A 22,128-nucleotide genomic window follows, 5' to 3' on the forward strand; every position below is an offset into this window, starting at 1 on the left:
GAGCGCCCGCGAAACCACCAGAACGAGGTGCGTGATTCGCTTACGAGTTGAGGAACCCTTCGTGAAGGGCGTCCACCTCGCCAGCGCGCCTCACGAGGTCTCCAAGCAACGGTTCGAGGAACCTAGCTGTGGCCTCATCAGGAGTCAGGCGCTCAATGTTATCCAGAAAGACTGAGGTCGAGAGCTTAACGAGCATCAAGGGGACTTGAGGCCGGACGTCATAGCTGCTGAGATTTGGTGAGAACTCGCCATCTTCAAACAGAAGATGGTTTCGGTAAATATCGTTCCAGTCGCCGTGCGTTTCGACTGAATCCATGCGGTAACCAATGTAGACGTTGGGTCCGAGCAGCTTGATACGCTCTTCCGCCGAGGGGTAGCCGATCCGCGCTCGTCCTGGCAGCTGCGATACGTCGTCGATGCCGGCTGCTTTTGCTGTGGCAGCGATTGAGCGCTTCATTCGTTCTTCAATGGACCATGTCTCGCCGTTCCGGTCCCTAATGTTTTGCTGAATATCCCGAAGGAGTTCCCGTTCAGCCACGAGGCTGTTCATGACGTACTGATCGAAGCGGACTCCTGTGCCGTCGTCTCCGATCAGGTACACCAGAGTAGCCATCGTCTCGATGGCGTCTCTGGACACGCTCAACTGCTGGAACGTCTCCCTTCCGTGAAGCTCGCGGAGCGTCAATCGGAGGAGCTTGCACGTCCGAACTAGCAGACCGCGCAAGATCGCATCGTTTCGCGTCAATGGTGCTGTCGGCTTCAGGGCCGCAACAATGCTGAACCAATGCGTCGCTTCGCCAAGGAGATAGAACGCAGCCTCCATGTACGGCGACTCGGTAGTTGACTTCTTGAGGGCTTCCATGTCTGGCGAGTAAGCTTGCGGGAGCTGGTCTTCTCCGATTTCGTCATAAGACATGCGCCGACTTTACCCTTAGGTCGATCTCGGGGCATCGGGTTTTTGACCGTCATTGACTGTCGTCAGCGTCCGGAGGAGCAAGATCGTCAATGACTTGGTTGATGATCGCCCGTGCGCTCCGGCCGTAGCTAGCGACTGCGGCCAAGTTGTCGAAGATGCCGCTGTACAGCGCCAGCTCTTGCGGTTGGGCAAGGTTCAACTCGGCCGAGAAGGTCTCGACCATCACGCGGTCGGCGTCGAGAATCCAGAAGCCGTGAGCCGGGGCGACCACGTACGCCGTCTCGAACCCGATGATGCCGAGCTTTACGTTGGGAAGCTGCGAGAAGGAAATCAGGCGGTCGAGCTGTCCAAGCATGATCTCCGGCGGGCACAGCCGGTAGCGGAGGGCGGCCTCGGTCAGCACGAAGTGGAACCGCTTGTCAGGCCGGTACAGGATGCCTTGGCGCTGCACACGGGCGGCCACTGCCTCGTTGATGTCGTTGCGCACCTTGAACACGGTGATGCTCTGCGCGAAGCGGTAGCGGGCGTATTCGGCGGTCTGGAGCAGTCCAGGGATGAAGGTGGACTCGAACGCCCTGAACAGTCGCGTCTTAGCGTCGAGGTCGGCAATCTCTTGCTGGTGCGGCTTCAGACCGACGCGGAGCTGACGTTGCCACTCGGCGTGCTGCACCTCAAGCGTATGCAGGGAGGCGAGCAACCCCTCCGTCTCGCCCTCGCTGTTGGTCCCCCGCGTCCAGTCGCGGATGTCGTCGTCGGTCGGTGTCTGCTTGCCGTTCTCTAGCTTGCTGACCTTGGAGGGTGGCCACGACAACGACTCCGCGAGCGCCCGCCCGCTCAGTCCTGCGGCGGTGCGGAGCTCGCGGAGTCGCTTGCCGAGTGCATCACGAGCTTCATGAACGCTGGTGATGCCGGTCGTTCGCTTCGGTGGCAAAGTCATCCCGTCGTACGGCGAGATGCCACGCAGCGTCTCGCCAATAGTTGTGCTTGACGATCACGGCGGGGTCTTCGATGAGTTCACCGCCAAGGAAGTTCTCATCGTCATCGAAGTGCATCCGCACCAGCTTGGACGAGTCGAACAACCAATAGTCATAGTCCGGTAGGTCGGAGGCTTCGTCACGCCTCAAGTACCGGATGTCCTCGCCGGCCTTGTTGGTGTACTCCGAGCAGAAGACGCCGAAGCGGCTGTAGGTGGTGAGAGGCCTGCTCACGACTCGAACCCGCGAGAACCGCCGGCCCGCCGCGGTTGCCTCCCCGATCATGCTCAACCAGTTCTGGAACCAACCCATGTCTACCGGCTCGCCCACCGTGAACTGGTCGAGCGCTTTGGCTTCGTTCGCGGACTTGTAGTGGTCGCGCGTCTCCAGCCTGAAGGCGGTGTGCTCGAACGTGCGGAAGAGCTGGCCGAACTCGGGGCCAGGTTCGATCATGCGGCTCAGTGCTGACCCTCCTGCTCCAGGTAGCGAAGGGCGTACATCTTGAGCACGTCCTCCGGGATCTCGATCAGGGTCTCGTGGTCCGGCACGTCTCCGACGTCCGCGAGCGCCTGGGGGTCGGTGACCTTCCAGCCCTGGGCGATGTACGTCACCCGGTCGGTGCGGTCGGTGGCGAACAGGGTGGGCGACTGTCCCTCCTGGGACTCCGGGTCCTTGCCGAGGTACTTGGCGCGCATGGTGGCTCCGTTGCTCGAAATTTGGCGAACCATTCTCGACCATCGTGGCCCACAGGTGGACGCCCGTCAACGGTGCACTGAGCGACCCTCGGTCGCTTCAAACCCATACCGGACGACAAGTGTGTCGGGTTCCACTTTGTGAAGCAGGTCCTTTAGCTCGGAATCGCTCAGCAGGGCGGCGACGTACACCGTTGCTACCTGATCCACAAGCTCGGCTGCTTTAGAAGGTTCAGCAACATATACGTCAGCGAAGGACTCGTAGTCGGTCGCAGAGAACTCTGTCCATTCCATGCGTGTTGTCTGTACCGACAACGGGACTGCTGCACGGATAGGTGACATCTGATCTGGCTTGCTTGTAGAGCGGCCTGGAAGGATGTTGCTGTGCCTGTTCCTTATCCCCAAGAGTTCCGTGATGACGTCGTGCGGGTGGCCCGCGGCCGCGAGAAGGGCGTGACCCTTGCGCAGATCGCGAAGGACTTCGGCATCCATGAGATGACCTTGTCGAAGTGGATGCGCCAGGCCGCCGTCGAGGACGGCGAGATGCCCGGTGTCACCAGGACGGAGTCTGCGGAGAACCGCGAGCTGAGGAAGCGCATCCGGCTGCTGGAGCAGGAGAACGAGGTCCTGCGGCGGGCGGCGGCGTATCTGTCGCAGGCGAACCTTCCGGCAAAAGGCTCTACCCGCTCGTGAGAGAGCTCGCCGCCGACGGGGTCCCCGTCGCGGTCGCGTGTCGGGTGCTTCAGCTCTCTCGCCAGCACTACTACCGCTGGCTCCGTCAGCCCGTGACCCATGCGGAGATCACCGTGGCCTATCGCGCGAACGTGTTGTTCGACGCCCACCGTGATGATCCAGAGTTCGGCTACCGGTTCCTCGCCGGCGAGGCCGAAGCCGCCGGAGAGCGGATGTGTGAGCGGTCCGCCTGGCGGATCTGCCGCGACAACGCCTGGTGGTCGGCCTTCGGCAAGAAGCGAGCGAAGAACGGCAAGAGACCGGGACCGCCGGTGCACGACGATCTCGTTCGGCGGGACTTCACCGCATCCGCGATGAACGAGCTGTGGCTGACCGACATCACCGAACACCCCACCGGTGAGGGCAAGCTGTATCTGTGCGCGGTTAAGGACGCATGGTCGGGCCGGATCGTCGGCTACTCGATCAGCAACCGGATGCAGGCCCGCCTTGCGGTGAACGCGCTGGACAACGCGGTCGCGCGGAGGGGACAGGTGACAGGCTGCACCGTCCATTCCGATCGCGGGTCGCAGTTCCGTTCACGGAAGTTCGTCCACGCCCTCAACCGTCACCGCCTGGCCGGTTCCATGGGCAGAGTCGGGGCCGCCGGCGACAACGCCGCGATGGAATCCTTCTTCGCACTCCTGCAGAACAACGTCCTGGACCGCCGCACCTGGGCCACCCGAGGAGACCTCCGCATCGCGATCGTCAGCTGGATCGAGCGGACCTACCACCGGCGCCGCAGACAAGCCCGACTCGGCCGATTGACCCCCATCGAGTTCGAGACCACCATAAAACCCGCCGCAGCCCCCGCGGCATGAAACCCCGACTGTCACCTATCCGTGCAGCAGTCCCAACTCCTCGCGCCGCCACCTATTTAACGTGGATGCGTGCGCGACTTTCAATTCTCGCGCAAGTGCCGCCCAGCGCTTACGGATGAGAGACAAAGCGATGACTGGACGCTCGATGACAACTAGCGCCTTGCCAGCCTCGATGCGCCGCTTCAAGTCCCGAGCAATATTGATCGGTACATCCTTTGGCTCATTAAACTTTCGCACTTCAATCCTCGGGCTTGCCTGACTCATTGCCTTCGTTGTCCTACTTAGTTCAACTCCGATTATGGGACAAACTGTCGCTCGAAACAAGTGGGACGTACAATCACACTCGGGGTGTGAGTAATGAATATAGATTTCTAAAGAAGTTTGGCGGCAGAATCGCAGAGTTGCGACGCAAGCGAGGGTTGACGCAGGAAAAGTTAGCCGAGTTGGTTGGCGTGGATAGAAGCTACATAGGCTATGTCGAACGAGGCCAGCGGAACCCCTCGATTAGCGTCGTGCACCGTATCGCCAAAGTGATAGGCGTGCCTCTTGCGGAACTCTTCAAGCCATTCTGACGTTGGTGGCCTACATATAGCACGACGAGAAGAAGGCAAATCGCTTTCGACCAATAGCTATATGTGCTATTTATGGGTAGTGGTTGCGGCCGAGTGCCCAACACGCAGCGCGTGGCCCCTGCTTTTCCGCTGATCCCGGAGCAGGGGCCACGCCTCTCTTTACAGAGGTGGCGCGACTGTTAGTCACATTTTACTGTTGACTAATTTGCCACATTGTAATTAATTCAAAGAGTACGCCCGATAAAGGACATTGGGCGAATGCACCACCTCGGCATTGTCGAAGGGATCAGCAATGAGAATCAGACGAGCAATCGCGGTGGCGGGCCTCGCCTTCGCGACGGTCACCACGTCCGTGGTCGCCACACCCAACGCAGCCTCGGCCGCTACGGGTGGGTGCTTCGGCGCAGGCTGCAACGGGCTCAACCCGTCCGGCAGGTGCGACGGTGACGCGATCACGGTCGCATCGAAGGCGGTGACGTACGGCCAGTTGGATCTGCGGTACTCGCCGTCCTGCGTGGCCAACTGGGGTCGCTACACCCCGTACAACCGCGACGCTACGTACTGGGCGAGCCAGGGCAGGGCCATCTACGCACGAGTGACCGCGTGGAACCCCGGCGGGCCGAGCTACGGCACCGCCTACCACGCGCCCGACATCTACGGGTCGAGCTGGTCGCAGATGGTGGACGGCCGCTACACGGCCTGCACCGGCGTCGAGATCGTTCTCACCGGCAACAACGGTCAGTACGACTCGCAGGGCTGGAACTGGGGGCCGTGCTACTGAGCGGCCCGCTGAGGTGCACAAACGGATGGCCGGGGCGACCCGGCCATCCGGCACACAAAACTAATAGACGAAGGAAGAAGGGCATGGATCAAAGACATCGACTCAACACAGTAATCGGAGCATCGCTCGTAACCGGTCTGGTCATCATCTTATTTAGGTACTTCTCATTCCCGAACATGCAGCCTGGTGATACTTCATCATCGCTCCTTGTTGCACTACTGGTTCTTCTTGCCACCAACTTCCTCGCCGCAGCGCCAGGTCTATTCTGGTTGCGACAACTGAAAGTGCCGAATCCGATCTTGGTAAGCCTTTTTGCTGTGTTGGAAGCTTCTGTGTTGTCGTACGGTCTATCTCCAATGGTCCTGCCAATCGGTTGGCTTGCCTGGGCTGCTATGACGCTATTGCTCGTCGGCGGTGCGTACTTGCTTAGCAACTACCTGTTCAATGAGACGGAGGGGAGCCCGCGCCGTAAAGTTGGCATAGCAACGCTGATTGTTGCGGCAGCGGCGCTCGCCAGTATCTTCGCCCCAATTCTCGTCGGTTAGCGCTCGACGGCGCGCTCGCGCTTGTGGTTAAGGGTGTCAACCTCAAGCCGTGCTGCGACTAGGGCTAGTGCAACGAATGCAATTATTGCGATTGTCGCAATGGCGATGGCTCTTCTGTTCTTCATGCTATCAACATTTTATAACAACTTTATCGACCCATAATGGCGGCCTGGCCCGCCTTGGATGCCAGGCGCCTGCTCGCACGGCCAGCCGGACACCTGGCCGGAACCACGCCCCTAAGAAACCAACAAACTATCGAAGTCAGTCGGTGGTTGTTTCGTTTCCCTGGGCCGTCAGTCTCCTGGGTTATCTACCTCCGTCAGCAACCTCCCGCCCTCCATCCCAAACCTATCCACCACCAGGAACGCCTTGCCCAGCTCGTTGAGCGTCAGCTCAAGCCGATAGAAGTCGACCTCGCCGCCACCGTTGCGGTATGGCCGGATACGTTCTGTATCCAGACCGCGCTTCCACTCCGCGAACGGCACTGCCGCGAAGACCTCATACTCATCGTCCCAAATACTGCAATCTGCTCTGTACTGGTCATACTCCGTCCCGTCGTACGTCTCCGGATGCACGTGGGCGTCAGCCCACGCGAACAGCTTTGGCACCACCTCGGAGTAGCTGGCGAGACCAAGGAACACGCTCCAACTGGCCAGCTTCTCGGGTTCTTCGCCGTCCTCGTTGTCTATGCCTAGACGAATGTCGCCTCGTCCTGAGCCCCTGTTGATCCACTCCTCCATGTCGACCACCAGCCGCTTGCCGCTGGCCAACAGCTCCATCCATGGCTTGGCAAGCTGCAGTTCACGGATACGCAGCTCGTACGGATCGCCCTCGGCGGCCTCCCGGAGGGCCTTTCGGGCGGTCGTATCCAGCACCTGGGCTTCCGGCACCAGCAGCTTCCAGCTGCCGGTGGATGTCTCCTGGAGCGTCTTTCGGTTCACCAACTGCCAGTGACAGCGCTTCGTCTCCGGGTGGTACAGCACCACGGCCACCGGTAGGGAATGGTTGAGCCAGTAGGCCACGTGTTCGGCGTCCGGCCGAAACCACCAACCCTCTGGCGCCGTCTCCCGGAACCAGCTCATCCCGCTCTTGATCTGCAGCGCCAGCAGCCGGCCACGGACGTCCTCGCCGTCGACAACCTCGGCATACGCGTCAATGCCGTAATCCTCGGTGGGCTGCTCGCGGAACAGCCACTCCAGCTGGTCCTCGACGGCGAGCTTGGTGTGGGTCACCCCGGCACTGGCGACCTTGGCCGATGGCTTACAGCGCATCACGGCTCCAACTTCTGCTGGAATGGGCTCGGCAACCGTTTGCACCAGAAGCTGCCGTCATCGTCCTCAATCTCGTACTCCTCACCCGGCAGCTTCTCGTACTGTCCCGAGATGACTTCCGCGCTGTCGGCAGCCTTGCAGTGCGCGCCATCTGGCTCGGTGTGGATCAGGTAGGCCATGGGGCACTCGCACGCCGTCCCAAAGGCGTAGAACCGACCGTGCATCGCTTCGCTGACGAGCGCGGCAGGGTAGTACACGACGTGCTTGCCGCAGATTGTCGGTAGCTCGACCATGCCGCCCACGGCCCGGCTCGGCTCAAGCTCGGTTGCGGGCTGCCACGGCTGCACCTGGATGTGCTGCTCGGTCGAGCAGAAGCACTTGCCGCCGGCGAAGCCGAGGAAGGCGTCATCTTGGAGGGGCTGTCCGCTCGGCCAAGTGACCGGCCCCGCCGGCGGCCAGAACTCGGGAAGCTCCAGTCGGGTCGACAGCTCGACCTGGAGGCTCGCCGTCGTGAACCGCACTACCTGCAGCGCAAGCTGTCCGAGCAAGATGGTCACGGCGTAGGCCTGTGGGCGGTCGGGTTCAGGCAGGCCGCCGACGCGCACCGCCAGCGGCGTGACCCGGATCGACCAGCCGCGGACTCCTTCGTATCGTCCGGCCCAGAACTGGCTTGCCGGGAGCGGCCGCAGTTCCTCCCGGGGCGCGTACAACTCGTGGTACTCCGGGGCCGGGAGTCCGTAGCCCCTGCCGCGATCCGCCTCGGAGGACACCAGCATCGCCGTCAGCGCGGTTTTCTGCACCCACGCCGCGATTGCACCTTGGTCCGCCGCCTCGATGCGTCCGGGCTGCCCGAGGATGAGCGGGGTTAGGACGCGCTGCGCGACGACTTCGAGGCGGCTCATCCAGCCGTGGTTGCAGTCGCCACAGACGTCCCGGACTTTCTGACGGAACGGCGGGCGCACGCCGAGTTCGCGCCCGATGCGGTTCAGCCAACCAGCACCGTGCGGCACCGGATCAGTGTCAAGGCCGATCTTGCTCAGCCAGTCTCCGAGCACATGCTCGCCGGTAAGGGTATCGGCGGTGCCGCAGAAGACGCAGGTAGCGGACATGGATCAGCCAGCCTGGGTTGGGCCCGACGCGACCCACGCCGGGGGTGATTGTATGGATGCGCGCAGGAACCGCTCGACGTCGAAGCGGTGCTCACGCAGCCGCCGCTCGGCCGTCTCCAGCTGCTCCTCGGTGAATAGCTCCCGGTACCACGGCAGCAGCACGAACGCCTCGACGCTCATCTCCAGTCGTCCGTACTCCCAGAGGGTGGTGAAGCCGTCCGAGGCGTCCCGTCCGCGTAGCAACTGGCGGGCGGCTTCGGCGCCGCCCAGTTCGCCGACCAGCTCTATGAAGCGGGTCGCGTTGTAGCTGATCTCCTGCTTGAGGCGTGCCACGCCGAGCACCATGGCGCGATGGAACTGCCGCTCCGCCTCGCTGGTCACAACGCTCCCCGGATGCTCTGGAGGAACTTCCCAGAGCCGTCGTCCAGCATCCAGAACGACCAGCCGTTGCGGTTAGGGCTGACACCAGGCTTGTAGTGCGCCACCACGGCGCGAGCGGCACCGGTCGGCGTCTTGAAGCTCTGCCCACCGAGCGGCCCCGACGTGATGTCGATGCGCGTCGTCCTCGGGTCGTAGCTGCCCTGCGTGCGGTGGCCCTCGTAGTCGGCGTAGACCGTCACGCCGCTCGCCGCCTCCGGTTGCTCCGAACCCTCCTTGGCCGAGGGTGCCGGCATGCTAGCTTCCGCCACCAGCCGTGCCACCACTTCGCCCGCCGTGCAGCCGCTGATACGGGCCGCGAACTCCAGCGACCGGTAGGTCTGTGGGTCCACTTCGATTGTCTCCGTCATGGGGACTCCTCTCTCGAACGAGAGCGTAGCGACAAGAGAGGAGATGGAGCAAGCAAAAGGAGAGAATGGAGAAGGCTGGAGGTCGGGCGGCCACCGGCCGCCAGGGATGTGCACCGCCGGTCTGGCTCCACGGCGCACCCAGGACGCCGGGTCGTGCGCCATCCTCGTGACTGTCAGTGGTGGTCCGTAGAATCTCCCCGTGAGCGATTCAGACAAGTCCCAGCTGACCGAGACCGAGATCCGTACCCGGTACATCACGCCTGCCCTGAGTACCGCCGGTTGGCCCCTGACGTCGCTCCGCGAGGAGTACTACTACTTCTCGGCTGGACGCATCCAGGTGGTCGGCAAGAAGGGTGTGCGCAAGAAGCCCAAGAAGGTCGACTATCTGCTGGAATGGCGTCCCAACCTCCCGATCGCCGTGGTCGAGGCCAAGGACAACAACCACGAGCCGGGCGACGGAATGCAGCAGGCGATCGAGTATGCTGAGCAGCTTGACGTACCCTCGGTCTTCACTAGCAACGGTGACTCGTTCGTGTGGCACGACCGCACCGGCATCCGGCCAGAAATCGAGGTCGAGATCCCGCTGGAGCAGTTCCCCTCTCCCAAAGCCCTCTACCAGCTGTACAAGCAGTGGAAGGGCATCGAGGACGCCAACGAGCCGGTGATTGCAGGTCAGTTCCATGACGATGGGTCTGGACGCCGGCCGCGCTACTACCAGCGCATCGCGATCAACCGGACGCTCGAAGCGATCGCGAAGGGACAGCGCCGGCTGTTGCTGGTCATGGCCACGGGGACGGGTAAGACCTACACCGCCGCGCAGATCATCTGGCGCTTCATGGAGTCCTTCCGGACGATCAACCCGGACAAGGGCCAGGCCCGCGTGCTGTTCCTGGCCGACCGCAACATCCTGATCGACCAGACCATGATGAACGACTTCGCCATGTTCAAGGGGCGCATGGCCAAGCTCAGCGCCTCGCGCGGCACCATCTCCAAGGTGGCGAACGCCGACGACCCGGAGGGCGCGGGCAGCAAGGTCGTTGATAAAAGCTTCGAGCTGTACCTCTCCCTGTACCAGGCGGTGACCGGTACCGAGGAGATCGACAACGTCTACAAGCAGTTCTCGCCTGACTTCTTCGACCTGATCATCGTCGACGAGTGCCACCGGGGCAGCGCCCGTGAGGACAGCGCCTGGCGGGGCATCCTGCAGTACTTCGACTCGGCCATCCAGCTCGGCATGACGGCCACGCCCAAGGAGACGAAGACCGTCAGCAACATCGACTACTTCGGCGATCCGCTCTACATCTACTCCCTCAAGCAGGGCATCGACGACGGCTTCCTGGCCCCGTACAAGGTCATCCGCACGGCGCTTGACGTCGACACCTTCGGCTGGCGCCCTGAGGAGGGGCAGCGTGACGACGCGGGCAACTTGATTCCCGACCGGCACTACACCGGCGAGGACATCGATGACTCGATCGTCTTCCCGGAGCGTGACAAGCGAGTTGCCGAGCGGATCACCGAGTACCTGAAGAGCACGGATCGCTACGCCAAGGTGATCGTCTTCTGCCAGGACATCCCACACGCCAACCGCATGCGCCGGATACTGGCCAACCTCAACGCCGATGAGGTCCGCAAGGACTCCCGCTACGTCATGCAGATCACCGGCGACGACCAGCAGGGCAAGCAGGAACTCGACAACTTCATCGACCCCGAGATGCAGTACCCCGTCATCGCGACGACATCCAAGCTCCTCGCGACCGGCGTGGACGCCCAGACCTGCAAGCTCATCGTGCTCAACAGCCGCGTCGAGAGCATGACCGACTTCAAGCAGATGATCGGCCGCGGTACCCGGGTACGGACGGACTACGACAAGTGGTTCTTCGTGATCATGGATTTCAAGAACGTCACCAAGCTGTTTGCCGACAAGGACTTCGACGGCGATCCGGTCAAGGTCTACGAGCTGCCGCCCGACGGCGACATGAGCGACGCCGTCGATGAGCTTGACGACGTGGACGAGACCGAAGACATGGGCGAGGAAGAGGACGCGCCGGACCAGTGGGTCGAGCGGCCGGATGCGCGCAAGGCCCGCCGCAAGCGGATCGTGGTCAGCGGCCAGGCCGTGACAATCATCGGCGAACAGGTGCAGATGCTCGGGACTGACGGCAAGCCGCTCACCTCCAGCCTTAAGGAGTTCGTCCGCAGGGGCCTGCTGGAGCGATACCCGACTACAGACGCCTTTGTGAGCGCCTGGTCGGCTGCGGATCAGCGATCGGCTCTGCTCGACGAGCTGGTGGACGCCGGCATACCGCTGGAAGACCTGGTGGAACAGTCAGGCCTAGCGCTTGATCCATTCGACATGGCGCTTGATGTTGCCTACGAACGTCAGCCGATCGAGCGTCGGCAGCGGGCCGCAGCAGTCCACGCGAACGGCTACCTTGGCAAGTACCAGGGCCAGATGCGCTCCGTGTTGGAGGCGCTGCTCGAAAAGTACGTCGAGTCCGGCGTGCGCTCGTTGGAGGACATCGGGGTGCTACGGGTGGAGCCCTTCCGCTCGATGGGCGGACCCATGGAGCTCATACGATCCTTCGGAACCCGCGAGACCTATTTCAAGGCCGTGCATGACCTTGAGCAGCAGTTGTACCAGGAGGCGCAGTGATTTCATCCACGCTCATCAAGTCCATTCAAGACGTCATGCGGCAAGACCAGGGTGTGGACGGCGATGCGCAGCGCCTCAGCCAGCTCGTCTGGATGATCTTCCTCAAGATCCTGGACGACACCGAGCAGGAGCTGGAGCTGATGACCGACGGCTACGTGCCAGCGATCCCAGCGCAGTACCAGTGGCGGGCCTGGGCCGCCGACGAAGAAGGCCTTACCGGTGACGGCCTCAATGACTTCGTCAACAACGACCTCTTCCCGGCGCTGCGCAAGCTGAGCGGCGGCACCAACCCGCGGACCCTGATCGTGCGCGAGGCCTTCGAGGACTCGTACAACTACATGAAGAGCGGCACGCTGCTCCGCCAGGTGATCAACAAGATCAACTCGATCGACTTCACCGTCCGGGCTGACCGGCACCAGTTCAACGATCTCTACGAGAAGCTCCTCAAGGATCTCCAGGGCGCGGGTAATTCTGGTGAGTACTACACGCCGAGGGCGCTGACGCAGTTCATCGTCGAGATGGTGAACCCCCAGCTCGGCGAGACCGTGCTTGACCCGGCCTGCGGCACCGGCGGCTTCCTGGCCAACACCATCGACCACCTGCGGGGGCAGGTGAAGACGCCCGACGACGAAGCGCTCCTGCAGGCCTCGTTGCGGGGCATCGAGAAGAAGCAGCTGCCCCACCTGCTCTGCCTGACGAACATGATCTTGCACGGCATCGACGCCCCGACCGCCATCCGCCGCGCCAATACCTTGACGAGACCGCTCCGGGACTACGGCCCGGCGGACCGCGTGGACGTGATCGTCACCAACCCGCCCTTCGGTGGCATCGAGGAGCCCGGAGTCGAGCAGAACTTCCCGCAGAAGGTACGGACACGGGAGACCGCGGATCTGTTCCTGGTGCTCATCATGCGTCTGCTGAAGCCGGGAGGGCGCGCGGGGATCGTCCTGCCGGACGGCACGCTCTTCGGCGAAGGCGTTAAGACTCGAATCAAGCAGCAGTTGCTGGAGGAGTGCAACCTGCACACCGTAGTGCGGATTCCCAACAGCGCCTTCGCGCCCTACACGAATATCGCCACGAACCTGCTCTTTTTCACGAAGGGCGAGCCGACCAAGGAAATTTGGTACCACGAGCACCGCCTGCCAGCTGGGCTCAAGGCATACAACAAGAGCAAACCGATGCGCTCAAGCGAGTTTGAGGCGGAGCGCTCCTGGTGGCCGAACCGAGAGGAGACGGACGGCGCATGGCGGGTCACGATCGACGAGATCCGCGAACGTAACTTCAACCTCGACATCAAGAACCCTAGGGCCGTCTTGGCTGAACGGGCCTCGCTCGATGAATTGATCGGCGAGTACCACTCGAAGCAAAAGTCGGTGACCAAGACTCTCGCGGAGATCCGCGACCTGCTGCGTGAGGCTATGGGTGGCCATGAGCGCTGATGATCTTCAAGTCCTGAGTTCGAACCTTGATGTCTTGGTGCACCGGCCGGGCGGCCTGGAGTCAATCAGGAAGATCATCGTTGACTTGGCGGTAGCGGGTGGTCTTGTTGGTGCTACCCAACAGCACGAGTCAGTGGATAATCTTCTCGGGCGGATTGCTGCCCAGAAGGTGTCGCTCGGCATCAAGGGCGGCGTAGATGCGCTCAACGGCGACGACCTACCGCCTGTTCCGGATGGCTGGCGCTATGTGCGCCTCGGCGACATCCTGGCGCACTGCCGGAACGGTACCTCGGCAAGCCCCAACGATGCAGGTGACGGCTATCCGCTCCTTCGGATCAGCGCGGGGACCTCTCGGCCTGACGGCTTCGTCGACTTGTCGGACTACAAATATGCGGTTATGAAGGAGGAACAAGCCGCTCCCTACTTCGTCCGTCCTGGTGACCTCTTGGCCTGCCGCTTCAACGGCAATCTTCACTACGTCGGCAAGGTGTCGGAGGTTCCGGCTGAGGTTAGCGGCCCGATTCTGCACCCGGACAAACTCATTTGCTTGCGAACAATCCTTGTATCGCACGCATATCTCCGCCATGTTATGAGTTCAAGCTTCGTCCGTGGACAGATCGAAGGTCTTGCGGCAACCACCGCCGGGAACATCGGGATCAATGGGAAGCAGGTTAAAAGTCTTGTTATCCCTATCGCTCCGTTGGATGAGCAAGAACTCATCGCTGCGCGGCTGGACGAAATTTTTAGTCGGCTCGACCGTGCCGGAGTCGAGTGTGCGGAAGAGGAGTTGGCTCGCCGGACTATGAGTCGGCGTGCCCTGCGTGACCTGGGCGCGGGCAACTCAACAGCTGCGCTGGAGGCCCTTGAAGCTCTGATCCGCCAGCCGGATGACGTCAGTGCCTTGGAGGGGGCAATTCTCGCCCTGGCTGTGAGCGGCCGGCTGACAAAAAGCGGACCTGGCGACGGGCTCGTTTCTGACATTATGCGGAACGCCGAAGACGAGGCGTTGGACTCTCCGGATTTGGTGGATGGCCAGGGAAACCCAGTCAACGAGCCATATGCCTTGCCACTAGGCTGGCAGTGGGTTCCGCTTGGTGCGGTCCTCACCGGCATCGAAGCGGGCTGGAGCCCCAGCGCCCAAGCCAGGCCAAAGGAGGGCGACGAGTGGGGCGTTCTCAAGGTCAGCGCGTGCTCTTGGGGAGAGTTCCGACCTGACGAGAATAAGGCGCTTGGACCGGGTCAAGCTCCGAGGACCCACCTCGAAGTGATGTCAGGCGACTTCCTCCTGTCACGCGCCAACACGTCAGAGCTTGTCGGCAGAAGTGTGATCGTTAAAGATACACCCAATCACCTCATGTTGAGCGACAAGACGCTGCGTCTGTCTGTAGTGGAGGACTGCAACCCGGATTACCTCAACCTTACGAATCTCGGTCCTGCCGCTCGTGCCCACTATGAGCGGGAAGCGACAGGCACGAGCAGTTCCATGAAGAACGTGTCGCAGAAGGTCATCAGGCGCGCTCCTGTGCCGCTTCCGCCTCGCGAGGAGCAAGACCGGATCGTGGCAATCGTTGACGAGCTGATGGGCTTGCTGCGGAGGTTGCGTACGGAAATGGCAGCGTAAGCGAGCCTCAAGCTGGCCGGGTTGCTATTGACCGAAGCCATGCATTGTCTTTTGCTATCTATAGCGCACAGAGACAGACGGTCGCTATCGGGTCGGCCCGCCTCGCCGCAAACCTGCGGCGAGGCGACATCGATCCGATGGAGCCCTCTAATGTCGAAGAAAGACAAGACCTGGCCCTATTATTGGTTGTCTCTTATCCTCTCTGCCGTGCTCGTGGCCTACGTGACGCTTGTGGCCAACAACGTCAACATCTGCGTCTTCTCCTGTAGATGAGGAGCGGGGCCTTACTCCGTTGAGATGCCCACACCAGGGCGTCTCCCGTGTCAAATACGTGAAGTCTGGCACCTCACCTGGGCTCTCTACTCTTAGAGAGGCGAGGTGAAGTTCCACCGAGTTAAAAGGGGCACTTGCGAAACCTCGGGGCTCTCAACGCGGTTTGCTTGGGTTTTTGTACCCGCCGCCCTGGATTGTAGAGCCAGGGCGGCGGGCATTTGCTCAGTACGTGAGCGCCTGACACTGCTCTCTTGTTGCGGTCAGGAGCCTACGAATGAGCCTTGCGAACCTGCCTTCCTCGATACTCGGCTCCAGCGTCATTGACTCGAACGCGATCCCGTGCCGGATGGTCAGCCATTCGTCACCGCCTTCGACCTGATTGATGAAGCACAGGTCGCGGTGATAGAACGTCGTACCGATGGCCCAGTTGCCGTGTCCGATCCGCTCTTCCAGCTCTTCGACGCTGTAGCAGCCGACGAAGCTGTTTCGGGTGAACGGCGGGTCGTCCGCGGAACTGATCCACGGGTTCTCGATGCCGAGCTTGAACCACTGCTCGCGCAGTTCCTCGGCCAGCTCGGCGACGACTCGGACTTCCTGAGCGCCTTCCTGCGTCTCGACCTGCTGCAAGGCGTAGCGGTACGCCTCCGTCCAGTCGGTGAACACTTCCGGGTCGCTCGTCCAACGGGAATCACCGCCGGTCCAGAGCTGGACTCGGTAGCGCTTGGTGTTGAACAGCAGGTCGATGAGGTCCTGCGGGGCCGAGGTGTCGTCACCGTGACGGTTCGGCGGCCCGACGATGAGCGCCGGTCCCACGATCACGTCGTGATTCCGAAACGCCGAGTTGTGCACCCACGTGAGCGTGGTTGCCCGGTGGTTGACGCGCATCCGGTTCAGCTTGCCGGACTCGTTGAGGTACATCCCGGCCGGCGGCCGGTCGAGACCGACGATCTGGAGGTTGCCTCCCACAATCTGCTGGTAGGCGTCGACGTCGCTGGGTTCGAGCTGCTGGAGCCGGATCGGTTGACCCGGATCGACGGGTATGACGATGACGGTAATCAAGGTTGCCGCTCGCTTTTGGACCCTATGGGCTTTTGCCTGGTGGGCGGGTCCGTTTCCACACCAGGCCGCACGCCCTCGTGACCAGGGGGAACGGTCTGATGTGCAAGTGAGATGTGGAGCGGAGGGCGGTCGAAGTGACCGCCGCTCCGCTCCGGGTTTAGCAGGGGCGTCCGTCCTTACTTGGAAGCCTCACCGCTGCGACGCCGCGTCGACGTGGTGGTCTCCGCAGGCGTCTCGGCCGTCGGGTCTTCCGTCCCGAACAGCCCCTGGATTGCGCCACGCCTGGCGGCTGCCTCGCGCTCGATCGCTTCGAGCGCGGCCTTGGCGCGGGCGGCGAAGTCGGGCTCCGCCTTCTTGGTGGTGACGTACAGCTCGACCGCGCGGATGGCCGCGTCTCCCAGGGAGATGCCGTCGAGCTGGGCGACGAGGGCGAACTGGGCGTGCAGAGCGTCGGGCACCTTGATGCCCAGGGTCTTCACGCTGCCGCCGTTACGGGGTTCCGACATCGGAGTCTCCTCGGTTTGGTGCGGCCGGCCATCCCCTTGGTTGGGATGACGACGACGGCCGCATGACACCGGGGAGGTGTCAGGCTGTGTTCCGCGGGTGCCGCTTGGCGCGCTCAGCACGAAGGCGCTGTTCGGCCATCTCGGCGTACGTGGGATTCAACTCAATGCCGATCCAGTCGCGTCCGTGCTTCTCGGCGGCCAACGCCGTCGTACCGGTGCCCATGAAGGGGTCAAGCACGACACCGGGCGCGCTGTCAGCGCCGCACATGCAGGTCGGCTCCAGATCGCCCACAGCCAGCAAGCGGCCGTCTCGGCGTTCCAAGGCACGGTGCCACGGCTCACCGCATACGGAGCAGACTCGTTCCGGGCAGGTGGCCAGCAGTGGACGTTCCGCGAGACTCAGCGGAAAGGCGGCAAAGTGGCCGCCCCGGAATCCGGCAGTCGGCAGCGTCCAGACGTCGCCGGGGTTCTTGCCGAGGGGGTGCCCAGACAAGCCGGAGGCCTTCAGGCGGGAGAGTCCGCTGTTGTCGTTGAGGCTCCAGCCCCTACGGTTCGTGGCCCCGATACCGGCTGGCGGATAGCTACGCGGTGCGGCGCTGGGGTTCTGGCGTTTGCCGGACACGAGCGGTTGCCGGATGGCGTCAAGGTCGAAGTAGTAGTTGCGCGAGCGAGTAAAAAAGTAGATCAGCTCGTGCGTGGTGGTCAGCCGGTCGTCAACCGACGATGGCATGGGGTTGGACTTGGCCCAGATGACTTGGTTGCGGAGTATCCAGCCGTCGCGGATCAAGGCCAGGGCGACTCGGGCAGGGCCGAGGAGCAAGCTCTTGATGGGTGCGCCTTCGGCGTGGCGGCGGGAGTAGCTGTCACCCAGATTGAGCCACAGAGAGCCAGTCGGGCGGAGGACACGGGCCAGTTCACGGGCGGCGTCACGGATGCCGTCCACCCAACCGTCTACGTCGGGCTCGGCTCCGAGCTGCTGCTCATGGCCGTAGTCACGGACGCCGAAGTAGGGCGGGCTGGTGATGATGGTGTCCACGGACGCGGCTGATAGTTCGACCAGGCGCTCACGGACGTCGCCGATGAGGATGGTGTTGCGGGGCAAACTCGTGGCGTCCGCTGACTGCGGGCCGCCTTGAAGATCACCTCCTAGCTGTGTAGGTGGCTGCATGGTTGTGTTCTCTGTTTAGTTGTTGAGGGGTGCCCCGACGTCCCGGTGAGGACGCCGGGGCGTGGCCGGGCCGCGTGGCCCTGGCCGTGGTTACCGATACCGTGGCCGTAGCCACGGGTTCCGCTCTAGCCTTGAGCTGCGTGTTCGCGGACGTACCTGGCGAGAACAGGGTTCAAGTTGAGTCCCCTTTGGGACACCACAGAACCACAGAGATCAACCACATAGATCAATCACATAGATCGAATCGACCCCGTCGACCGTTTCCGGTCGGTGGGGTTTTTCGTTGCCGTCGGGGTCGCCCGGGCCCGGGAAAAATACGATGCCCCGGCCCCGTCGATCTCTCTAGACTCGCCCCACCGAACGACGAGACGAGGGGAGCCGGCCGTGTGTGAGCGCACCGCTGTCGTCGTTCCCCGTTCCCTGTACGAGGTGATCCTCGTGTCCTCGTCCGTCCGGTGCCCGCTGCGCGGCCGGTACCGGGTGTCCGTGACGTACGCCTGACGCGTTCGCACGGGAATCGCGCTGCCCTGAGACAGCTCAGCTGAAAGGCCACGGGCCATGCGCAGCAACGTCACCACCATCGCCAACGCTCTGACCACCGTCCGCAACCTGGGCATCCTCGCCCATGTCGACGCCGGCAAGACCACCGTCACCGAGCGGTTCCTGTACGCCACCGGGACCACGCACAAGCGGGGCGAGGTCCACGACGGGACGACCGTCACCGACTTCGATCCCCAGGAGCGCGACCGGGGGATCACCATCTTCGCGGCGGCCGTGAGCTGCGCCTGGGACGGGCATCGGATCAACCTGATCGACACCCCCGGCCACGTCGACTTCGCCGACGAGGTGGAGCGTTCGCTCAGGGTGCTCGACGGCGCGATCGCGGTGTTCGACGCCGTCGCGGGCGTCGAGCCGCAGAGCGAGTCGGTCTGGCGGCAGGCCGACCGGCACGGCGTGCCCCGCATCGCCTTCGTCAACAAGCTCGACCGGGCGGGCGCCGACCTGGACACGGCCGTCGAGTCGATCCGGCAGCGGCTCCATCCGGCCCCGCTGGTGGTGCAGTCGCCGATCGGTACGGAGGACGGCTTCGTCGGTGTGGTGGATCTGCTGCGCATGAGGGCGCTGGTGTGGGCGGACGGTTCCGAGGCGGCCGAGGAGGGCCCGGTTCCCGACGACCTGCGGGACGAGGCCGAGCGGCGACGGCGAGGGCTGGAGGAGGCGGTGGCGGAACTGCATCCGGCGGCGCTGGAGGAGTTCTGCGCGCAGGGCACGCTCTCCGCGGGCACCCTGGCTGCCGCGCTGCGCGACCTCACCCGCACGGGTGAGGGAGTGGTCGTGCTCTGCGGCTCCGCCTACCGCAACCGCGGTATCGAACCGCTGCTCGACGCGGTGGTGGCGTATCTGCCGTCGCCCCTGGACGTACCGGCCGTGCGCGGCACGCACGACGGTACGGAGCAGGAGCGCGCCGCCGAGGCCGAGGCACCGGTCGCGGCCCTGGCGTTCAAGGTGAGCGCCACGGCCACGGGACGGTTGACGTACGTGAGGCTGTACTCGGGCACGATCCGGAAGGGGGACACCGTGCTGGACGCCGGGACACGGCGCACCGAGCGGATCGGCCGGATCCTGCGGGTCCAGGCCGACCGGCACGCCGAACTGGAGCGGGCCGTGGCCGGGGACATCGTCGCGGTGGTCGGGCTGAAGTCCGCCCGTGCGGGGACGACGCTGTGCGATCCGGCGGCGCCGCTGCTCCTCGAACCGCCGTCCGTCGCCGAGCCGGTGGTGTCGGTGGCCGTCGAGGCACGCCGTAGCACCGACACCGACCGGCTCGCCACGGCTCTCGCACGGCTCGCGGAGGAGGACCCCTCGCTGGTCGTCCGGACCGACCCCGAGACCGGGCAGACCCTGCTGTCCGGCATGGGCGAACTGCATCTGGAGGTGGCGGTGGAGAAGGTCCGGCAGAGCCAAGGGCTCGACGTGGCCGTCGGCCGCCCTCGGGTCGCCTACCGCGAGACCGTCGTCCGGGGCGTGGCCGGGCTGGTGTACCGGCACGTCAAACAGGACGGCGGGGCGGGGCAGTTCGCGCATGTCGTGCTGGACGTGGCACCGCTGGAGGCGGAGGGCGACGGGGCCGCGACGGGCTTCGTGTTCCGCTCGGCCGTCGTCGGCGGGCGGGTGCCGCAGGAGTACGTCCGCGCGGTCGAGGCCGGCTGCCGTGACGCGCTTGCGGAGGGGCCGCTCGGTGGGCACCCGGTGACGGGGATCGCCGTCACGCTGGTCGACGGGGCGACCCACTCCAAGGACTCCTCGGAGATGGCGTTCCGTACGGCGGGACGGTTCGCGCTGCGGGAGGCCATGCGGGCCGGGGTGATGGGAGTTCTGGAGCCTGTCGCCGATGTCACCGTCACCGTGCCCGCGGACGCGGTGGGCGGGGTGCTCGGGGATCTCGCCGCGCGGCGGGGGCGGGTGTCGGACTCCGTGGCGCGGGGTGGGGCGGTGGTCGTCACCGCGACCGTGCCGTTGGCGGAGCTGTTCGGGTATGCGACGCGGTTGCGTAGTCGGACGCAGGGGCGGGGGACGTTCACGGCTCGGCCGGCCGGGTATGTGCGGGCGCCGGGTGTGGTGGTGAGTGAGGGGTGAGTCGGTGGGTGGGGGTGCGTGGGGGTTTTCTCGCCCCCGCCGCCCCTACCCGTCCCTTCCTCAAGGGGCTGCGCCCCTTCGACCCCCAGGCGTCCGTCCGGTGGGGCTTCTCGCGCAGTTCCCCGCGCCCCTGACGGGGCGCGGGGAACTCTTCGGCGTCAGGCCCAGGGGCTCACCGCTGTGAAGGAGCTGTCGGCGCGGAAGGTGTCCGTGGCCTGGTAGAGGTCCAGGCGCAGCTCGTAGTTGTAGTGGCGGATGTAGCGGCCCGGGTAGTTGTAGGACTCCAGGCGGACCGAGCCGGAGGTCGTGCCCGGGCGGGCGCAGTACGTCGCGTCCTTGTCGAAGACGGTCGTGCCGTCGTCCGTGTCGAAGCGGATCCGGTAGTCCCAGTGCCGCAGATAGCGGCCGGCGGAGTTGCGGAAGGAGTAGCAGTTGGCGTCGGCGAGGCCGGGCACGACGGTGAAGGTCGCGCTCTGCTTGACGGCGGTGGTGCTGGAGGAGCTCACCGGGTCGACGTAGCCGAGGTTGTCGGTGCGGGCGACGGCGTAGCGGGCCGGGAAGTTGACGGACTGCAGGGAGCGGGTGGTGTTGGTGGGGAGGGTGACGCCGCCGGCCACCGTCTCCTTGAGGACCGTCAGATGGCGGACGAAGCCGGTGAGACCCGGGAGCTGCGTCGGGGTGGACCAGGTGGCGAAGTTGTCGTAGCTGTCGCTGTACCAGTACTGCCCCGCGCCGTAGGCGTCGTAGTAGATCCGCCAGCCGCCGTTGTCGAGCTGGACCAGCGCCGGGCCCTCCATGCCGGAGCCGAAGCCCGCCCAGTTGCCCGTCTTCGTGATGGTGTACGGGCCGGTGAGGCTGGAGGCGGTGCCGTACTCGATGTACTTCGTCGTCTCGTTCTTGGTGAACGCGTGGTAGGTGGAGCCGATCTTGACGATGAAGGTGTCGATGTAGTTCGGGCCGATGCCGGAAAGCTGGGTGGGCGCCGACCACGCGGTGAGGGCGGAGTTCGTCGCCGTCAGCTTGTACGGCTTGAAGATGTACTCGCCCTCGGCGGCGATCGACGCCGACAGGATGATGTTGACGCTGCCGTTGGTGTCGACGAACCACTCCGGTGCCCAGGCGCGTTGCAGACCGCTGATCGGGACCGTGTAGTCGTAGAGGAAGGTCCAGTTGAGGCGGTCGGTGGAACGGGCGAAGCCGATGGTGGTGGAGAGCGCCGACCAGGTGCGGGTGGTGTAGGTCAGGTAGTAGTAGCCGTCCGTGTGCTTGAAGATGCTGGGGTCACGGATCAGGCCGGAGGGCGGGGTGTACGCCGGGCCCTTGCGGAGGGTGAACCCGGTCGCGTCCGGCGAGTCGTACACGTACATGTTCGACTCGCTGCTGTTGGTGAACGCGGTCATGGTGTACCGCGTCGCCTGTCCCGCCGGCGGGTGGGCGGCTCCGGCCGCGCCGGCGAAGGCGGTGGTGAGCCCCAGGAGGGCGGCCACCGAGGTGAGGAGGGCGAGGACCGCCCTGAGGGTTCTGTTCAACGCTCGTCCCATTTCTGCGTGAACTGCCCTGAGGCGTGGGGATGT

The 22,128-nt window shown here is 63.9% G+C and carries 22 protein-coding genes; 8 read left to right on the forward strand and 14 right to left on the reverse strand.

Annotated features, from left to right (window positions below; all coding sequences use genetic code 11):
* Window positions 1–40: 40 nt before the first annotated feature.
* From ACZ52C_RS15055 to ACZ52C_RS15075, 5 genes are all read right to left on the reverse strand, one after another.
* Window positions 41–916: a DUF5677 domain-containing protein gene (locus ACZ52C_RS15055; protein WP_469075128.1), complete on the reverse strand. Its 876-nt coding sequence runs from the start codon at window positions 914–916 to the stop codon at window positions 41–43.
* Window positions 917–965: 49 nt separating this feature from the next.
* Window positions 966–1,853 (reverse strand): helix-turn-helix domain-containing protein, encoded by an 888-nt coding sequence (locus ACZ52C_RS15060; RefSeq protein ID WP_469075129.1) that lies wholly within the window; start codon window positions 1,851–1,853, stop codon window positions 966–968.
* The gene (locus ACZ52C_RS15065) at window positions 1,807–2,343 is read right to left on the reverse strand and encodes a DUF6879 family protein (protein ID WP_469075130.1); all 537 of its coding nucleotides are present in this window, start codon (window positions 2,341–2,343) and stop codon (window positions 1,807–1,809) included. Before ACZ52C_RS15065 ends, ACZ52C_RS15060 begins: the two co-directional genes overlap by 47 nt.
* 5 nt (window positions 2,344–2,348) lie before the next feature.
* The gene (locus ACZ52C_RS15070; RefSeq protein ID WP_469075131.1) at window positions 2,349–2,585 is read right to left on the reverse strand and encodes a hypothetical protein; all 237 of its coding nucleotides are present in this window, start codon (window positions 2,583–2,585) and stop codon (window positions 2,349–2,351) included.
* A gap of 66 nt (window positions 2,586–2,651) precedes the next feature.
* Window positions 2,652–3,074: a hypothetical protein gene (locus tag ACZ52C_RS15075; protein ID WP_469075353.1), complete on the reverse strand. Its 423-nt coding sequence runs from the start codon at window positions 3,072–3,074 to the stop codon at window positions 2,652–2,654.
* Here ACZ52C_RS15075 and ACZ52C_RS15080 point away from each other — a divergent pair.
* A protein-coding gene (locus tag ACZ52C_RS15080) for an IS3 family transposase (RefSeq protein ID WP_469075132.1) occupies window positions 2,967–4,132 on the forward strand; the annotation gives its coding sequence in 2 pieces (ribosomal slippage) (window positions 2,967–3,251 and window positions 3,254–4,132; 1,164 coding nt in all). The genes ACZ52C_RS15075 and ACZ52C_RS15080 overlap by 108 nt on opposite strands.
* A gap of 15 nt (window positions 4,133–4,147) precedes the next feature.
* Here ACZ52C_RS15080 and ACZ52C_RS15085 read toward each other — a convergent pair.
* The gene (locus ACZ52C_RS15085) at window positions 4,148–4,396 is read right to left on the reverse strand and encodes a hypothetical protein (RefSeq protein ID WP_469075133.1); all 249 of its coding nucleotides are present in this window, start codon (window positions 4,394–4,396) and stop codon (window positions 4,148–4,150) included.
* Between the two features lie 86 nt (window positions 4,397–4,482).
* On the opposite strand from ACZ52C_RS15085, the gene ACZ52C_RS15090 reads away from it, so the two are divergent.
* From ACZ52C_RS15090 to ACZ52C_RS15100, 3 genes are all read left to right on the forward strand, one after another.
* Window positions 4,483–4,704: a helix-turn-helix domain-containing protein gene (locus tag ACZ52C_RS15090; protein ID WP_469075134.1), complete on the forward strand. Its 222-nt coding sequence runs from the start codon at window positions 4,483–4,485 to the stop codon at window positions 4,702–4,704.
* Window positions 4,705–4,996: 292 nt separating this feature from the next.
* Window positions 4,997–5,485 (forward strand): DUF2690 domain-containing protein, encoded by a 489-nt coding sequence (locus ACZ52C_RS15095; protein ID WP_469075135.1) that lies wholly within the window; start codon window positions 4,997–4,999, stop codon window positions 5,483–5,485.
* An 83-nt stretch (window positions 5,486–5,568) separates the two neighbouring features.
* Entirely contained in the window at window positions 5,569–6,030 is a 462-nt protein-coding gene (locus ACZ52C_RS15100) for a hypothetical protein (RefSeq protein WP_469075136.1), read from the forward strand.
* A gap of 293 nt (window positions 6,031–6,323) precedes the next feature.
* Here the strand turns inward: ACZ52C_RS15100 and ACZ52C_RS15105 are convergent, their stop codons facing one another.
* The 4 genes from ACZ52C_RS15105 to ACZ52C_RS15120 are packed head-to-tail and all read right to left on the reverse strand — an operon-like array spanning window position 6,324 to window position 9,198.
* Window positions 6,324–7,262: a DUF4365 domain-containing protein gene (locus tag ACZ52C_RS15105; protein ID WP_469075137.1), complete on the reverse strand. Its 939-nt coding sequence runs from the start codon at window positions 7,260–7,262 to the stop codon at window positions 6,324–6,326.
* Between the two features lie 38 nt (window positions 7,263–7,300).
* Window positions 7,301–8,410, reverse strand: coding sequence for a hypothetical protein (locus tag ACZ52C_RS15110; RefSeq protein ID WP_469075138.1), 1,110 nt, complete (start codon window positions 8,408–8,410; stop codon window positions 7,301–7,303).
* A 3-nt stretch (window positions 8,411–8,413) separates the two neighbouring features.
* Window positions 8,414–8,791, reverse strand: a complete 378-nt coding sequence (locus ACZ52C_RS15115) for a hypothetical protein (protein ID WP_469075139.1) — start codon at window positions 8,789–8,791, stop codon at window positions 8,414–8,416.
* On the reverse strand, window positions 8,788–9,198 hold the full coding sequence (locus ACZ52C_RS15120) for a hypothetical protein (protein WP_433082486.1): 411 nt from the start codon (window positions 9,196–9,198) through the stop codon (window positions 8,788–8,790). The genes ACZ52C_RS15115 and ACZ52C_RS15120 overlap by 4 nt, the downstream gene beginning before the upstream one ends.
* A 199-nt stretch (window positions 9,199–9,397) precedes the next feature.
* On the opposite strand from ACZ52C_RS15120, the gene hsdR reads away from it, so the two are divergent.
* The 3 genes from hsdR to ACZ52C_RS15135 are packed head-to-tail and all read left to right on the forward strand — an operon-like array spanning window position 9,398 to window position 14,911.
* Window positions 9,398–11,851 (forward strand): EcoAI/FtnUII family type I restriction enzme subunit R, encoded by a 2,454-nt coding sequence (hsdR, locus tag ACZ52C_RS15125; protein WP_469075140.1) that lies wholly within the window; start codon window positions 9,398–9,400, stop codon window positions 11,849–11,851.
* The gene (locus ACZ52C_RS15130) at window positions 11,848–13,290 is read left to right on the forward strand and encodes an N-6 DNA methylase (protein ID WP_469075141.1); all 1,443 of its coding nucleotides are present in this window, start codon (window positions 11,848–11,850) and stop codon (window positions 13,288–13,290) included. Before hsdR ends, ACZ52C_RS15130 begins: the two co-directional genes overlap by 4 nt.
* Window positions 13,280–14,911, forward strand: coding sequence for a restriction endonuclease subunit S (locus tag ACZ52C_RS15135; protein WP_469075142.1), 1,632 nt, complete (start codon window positions 13,280–13,282; stop codon window positions 14,909–14,911). Before ACZ52C_RS15130 ends, ACZ52C_RS15135 begins: the two co-directional genes overlap by 11 nt.
* A gap of 495 nt (window positions 14,912–15,406) precedes the next feature.
* Here the strand turns inward: ACZ52C_RS15135 and ACZ52C_RS15140 are convergent, their stop codons facing one another.
* The 3 genes from ACZ52C_RS15140 to ACZ52C_RS15150 all read right to left on the reverse strand — a co-directional run bounded on the left by ACZ52C_RS15140 (window position 15,407) and on the right by ACZ52C_RS15150 (window position 17,785).
* Window positions 15,407–16,243, reverse strand: coding sequence for a DUF3846 domain-containing protein (locus ACZ52C_RS15140; protein WP_469075143.1), 837 nt, complete (start codon window positions 16,241–16,243; stop codon window positions 15,407–15,409).
* A gap of 176 nt (window positions 16,244–16,419) precedes the next feature.
* Complete coding sequence (locus ACZ52C_RS15145) at window positions 16,420–16,749, reverse strand: hypothetical protein (protein ID WP_285745989.1); 330 nt, start codon at window positions 16,747–16,749, stop codon at window positions 16,420–16,422.
* A gap of 79 nt (window positions 16,750–16,828) precedes the next feature.
* Complete coding sequence (locus tag ACZ52C_RS15150) at window positions 16,829–17,785, reverse strand: DNA-methyltransferase (protein WP_469075144.1); 957 nt, start codon at window positions 17,783–17,785, stop codon at window positions 16,829–16,831.
* A 690-nt stretch (window positions 17,786–18,475) separates the two neighbouring features.
* Here ACZ52C_RS15150 and fusA point away from each other — a divergent pair.
* Window positions 18,476–20,554, forward strand: a complete 2,079-nt coding sequence (fusA, locus tag ACZ52C_RS15155) for an elongation factor G (protein WP_469075145.1) — start codon at window positions 18,476–18,478, stop codon at window positions 20,552–20,554.
* Between the two features lie 158 nt (window positions 20,555–20,712).
* Here the strand turns inward: fusA and ACZ52C_RS15160 are convergent, their stop codons facing one another.
* Window positions 20,713–22,083, reverse strand: coding sequence for a glycoside hydrolase family 43 protein (locus tag ACZ52C_RS15160; protein WP_469075146.1), 1,371 nt, complete (start codon window positions 22,081–22,083; stop codon window positions 20,713–20,715).
* Window positions 22,084–22,128: the final 45 nt, after the last annotated feature.

It is taken from the genome of Streptomyces sp. NPDC034049, assembly GCF_055575575.1.

Excerpts from the sequence above, each read along its gene's own strand:
- ACZ52C_RS15055 (WP_469075128.1), bottom strand. The coding sequence starts at position 916 with ATGTCTTATGACGAAATCGGAGAAGACCAGCTCCCGCAAGCTTACTCG.
- ACZ52C_RS15060 (WP_469075129.1), bottom strand. The coding sequence starts at position 1,853 with ATGACTTTGCCACCGAAGCGAACGACCGGCATCACCAGCGTTCATGAA.
- ACZ52C_RS15065 (WP_469075130.1), bottom strand. The coding sequence starts at position 2,343 with ATGATCGAACCTGGCCCCGAGTTCGGCCAGCTCTTCCGCACGTTCGAG.
- ACZ52C_RS15070 (WP_469075131.1), bottom strand. The coding sequence starts at position 2,585 with ATGCGCGCCAAGTACCTCGGCAAGGACCCGGAGTCCCAGGAGGGACAG.
- ACZ52C_RS15075 (WP_469075353.1), bottom strand. The coding sequence starts at position 3,074 with ATGGATGCCGAAGTCCTTCGCGATCTGCGCAAGGGTCACGCCCTTCTC.
- ACZ52C_RS15085 (WP_469075133.1), bottom strand. The coding sequence starts at position 4,396 with ATGAGTCAGGCAAGCCCGAGGATTGAAGTGCGAAAGTTTAATGAGCCA.
- ACZ52C_RS15095 (WP_469075135.1), top strand. The coding sequence starts at position 4,997 with ATGAGAATCAGACGAGCAATCGCGGTGGCGGGCCTCGCCTTCGCGACG.
- ACZ52C_RS15100 (WP_469075136.1), top strand. The coding sequence starts at position 5,569 with ATGGATCAAAGACATCGACTCAACACAGTAATCGGAGCATCGCTCGTA.
- ACZ52C_RS15110 (WP_469075138.1), bottom strand. The coding sequence starts at position 8,410 with ATGTCCGCTACCTGCGTCTTCTGCGGCACCGCCGATACCCTTACCGGC.
- ACZ52C_RS15120 (WP_433082486.1), bottom strand. The coding sequence starts at position 9,198 with ATGACGGAGACAATCGAAGTGGACCCACAGACCTACCGGTCGCTGGAG.
- ACZ52C_RS15135 (WP_469075142.1), top strand. The coding sequence starts at position 13,280 with ATGAGCGCTGATGATCTTCAAGTCCTGAGTTCGAACCTTGATGTCTTG.
- ACZ52C_RS15145 (WP_285745989.1), bottom strand. The coding sequence starts at position 16,749 with ATGTCGGAACCCCGTAACGGCGGCAGCGTGAAGACCCTGGGCATCAAG.
- fusA (WP_469075145.1), top strand. The coding sequence starts at position 18,476 with ATGCGCAGCAACGTCACCACCATCGCCAACGCTCTGACCACCGTCCGC.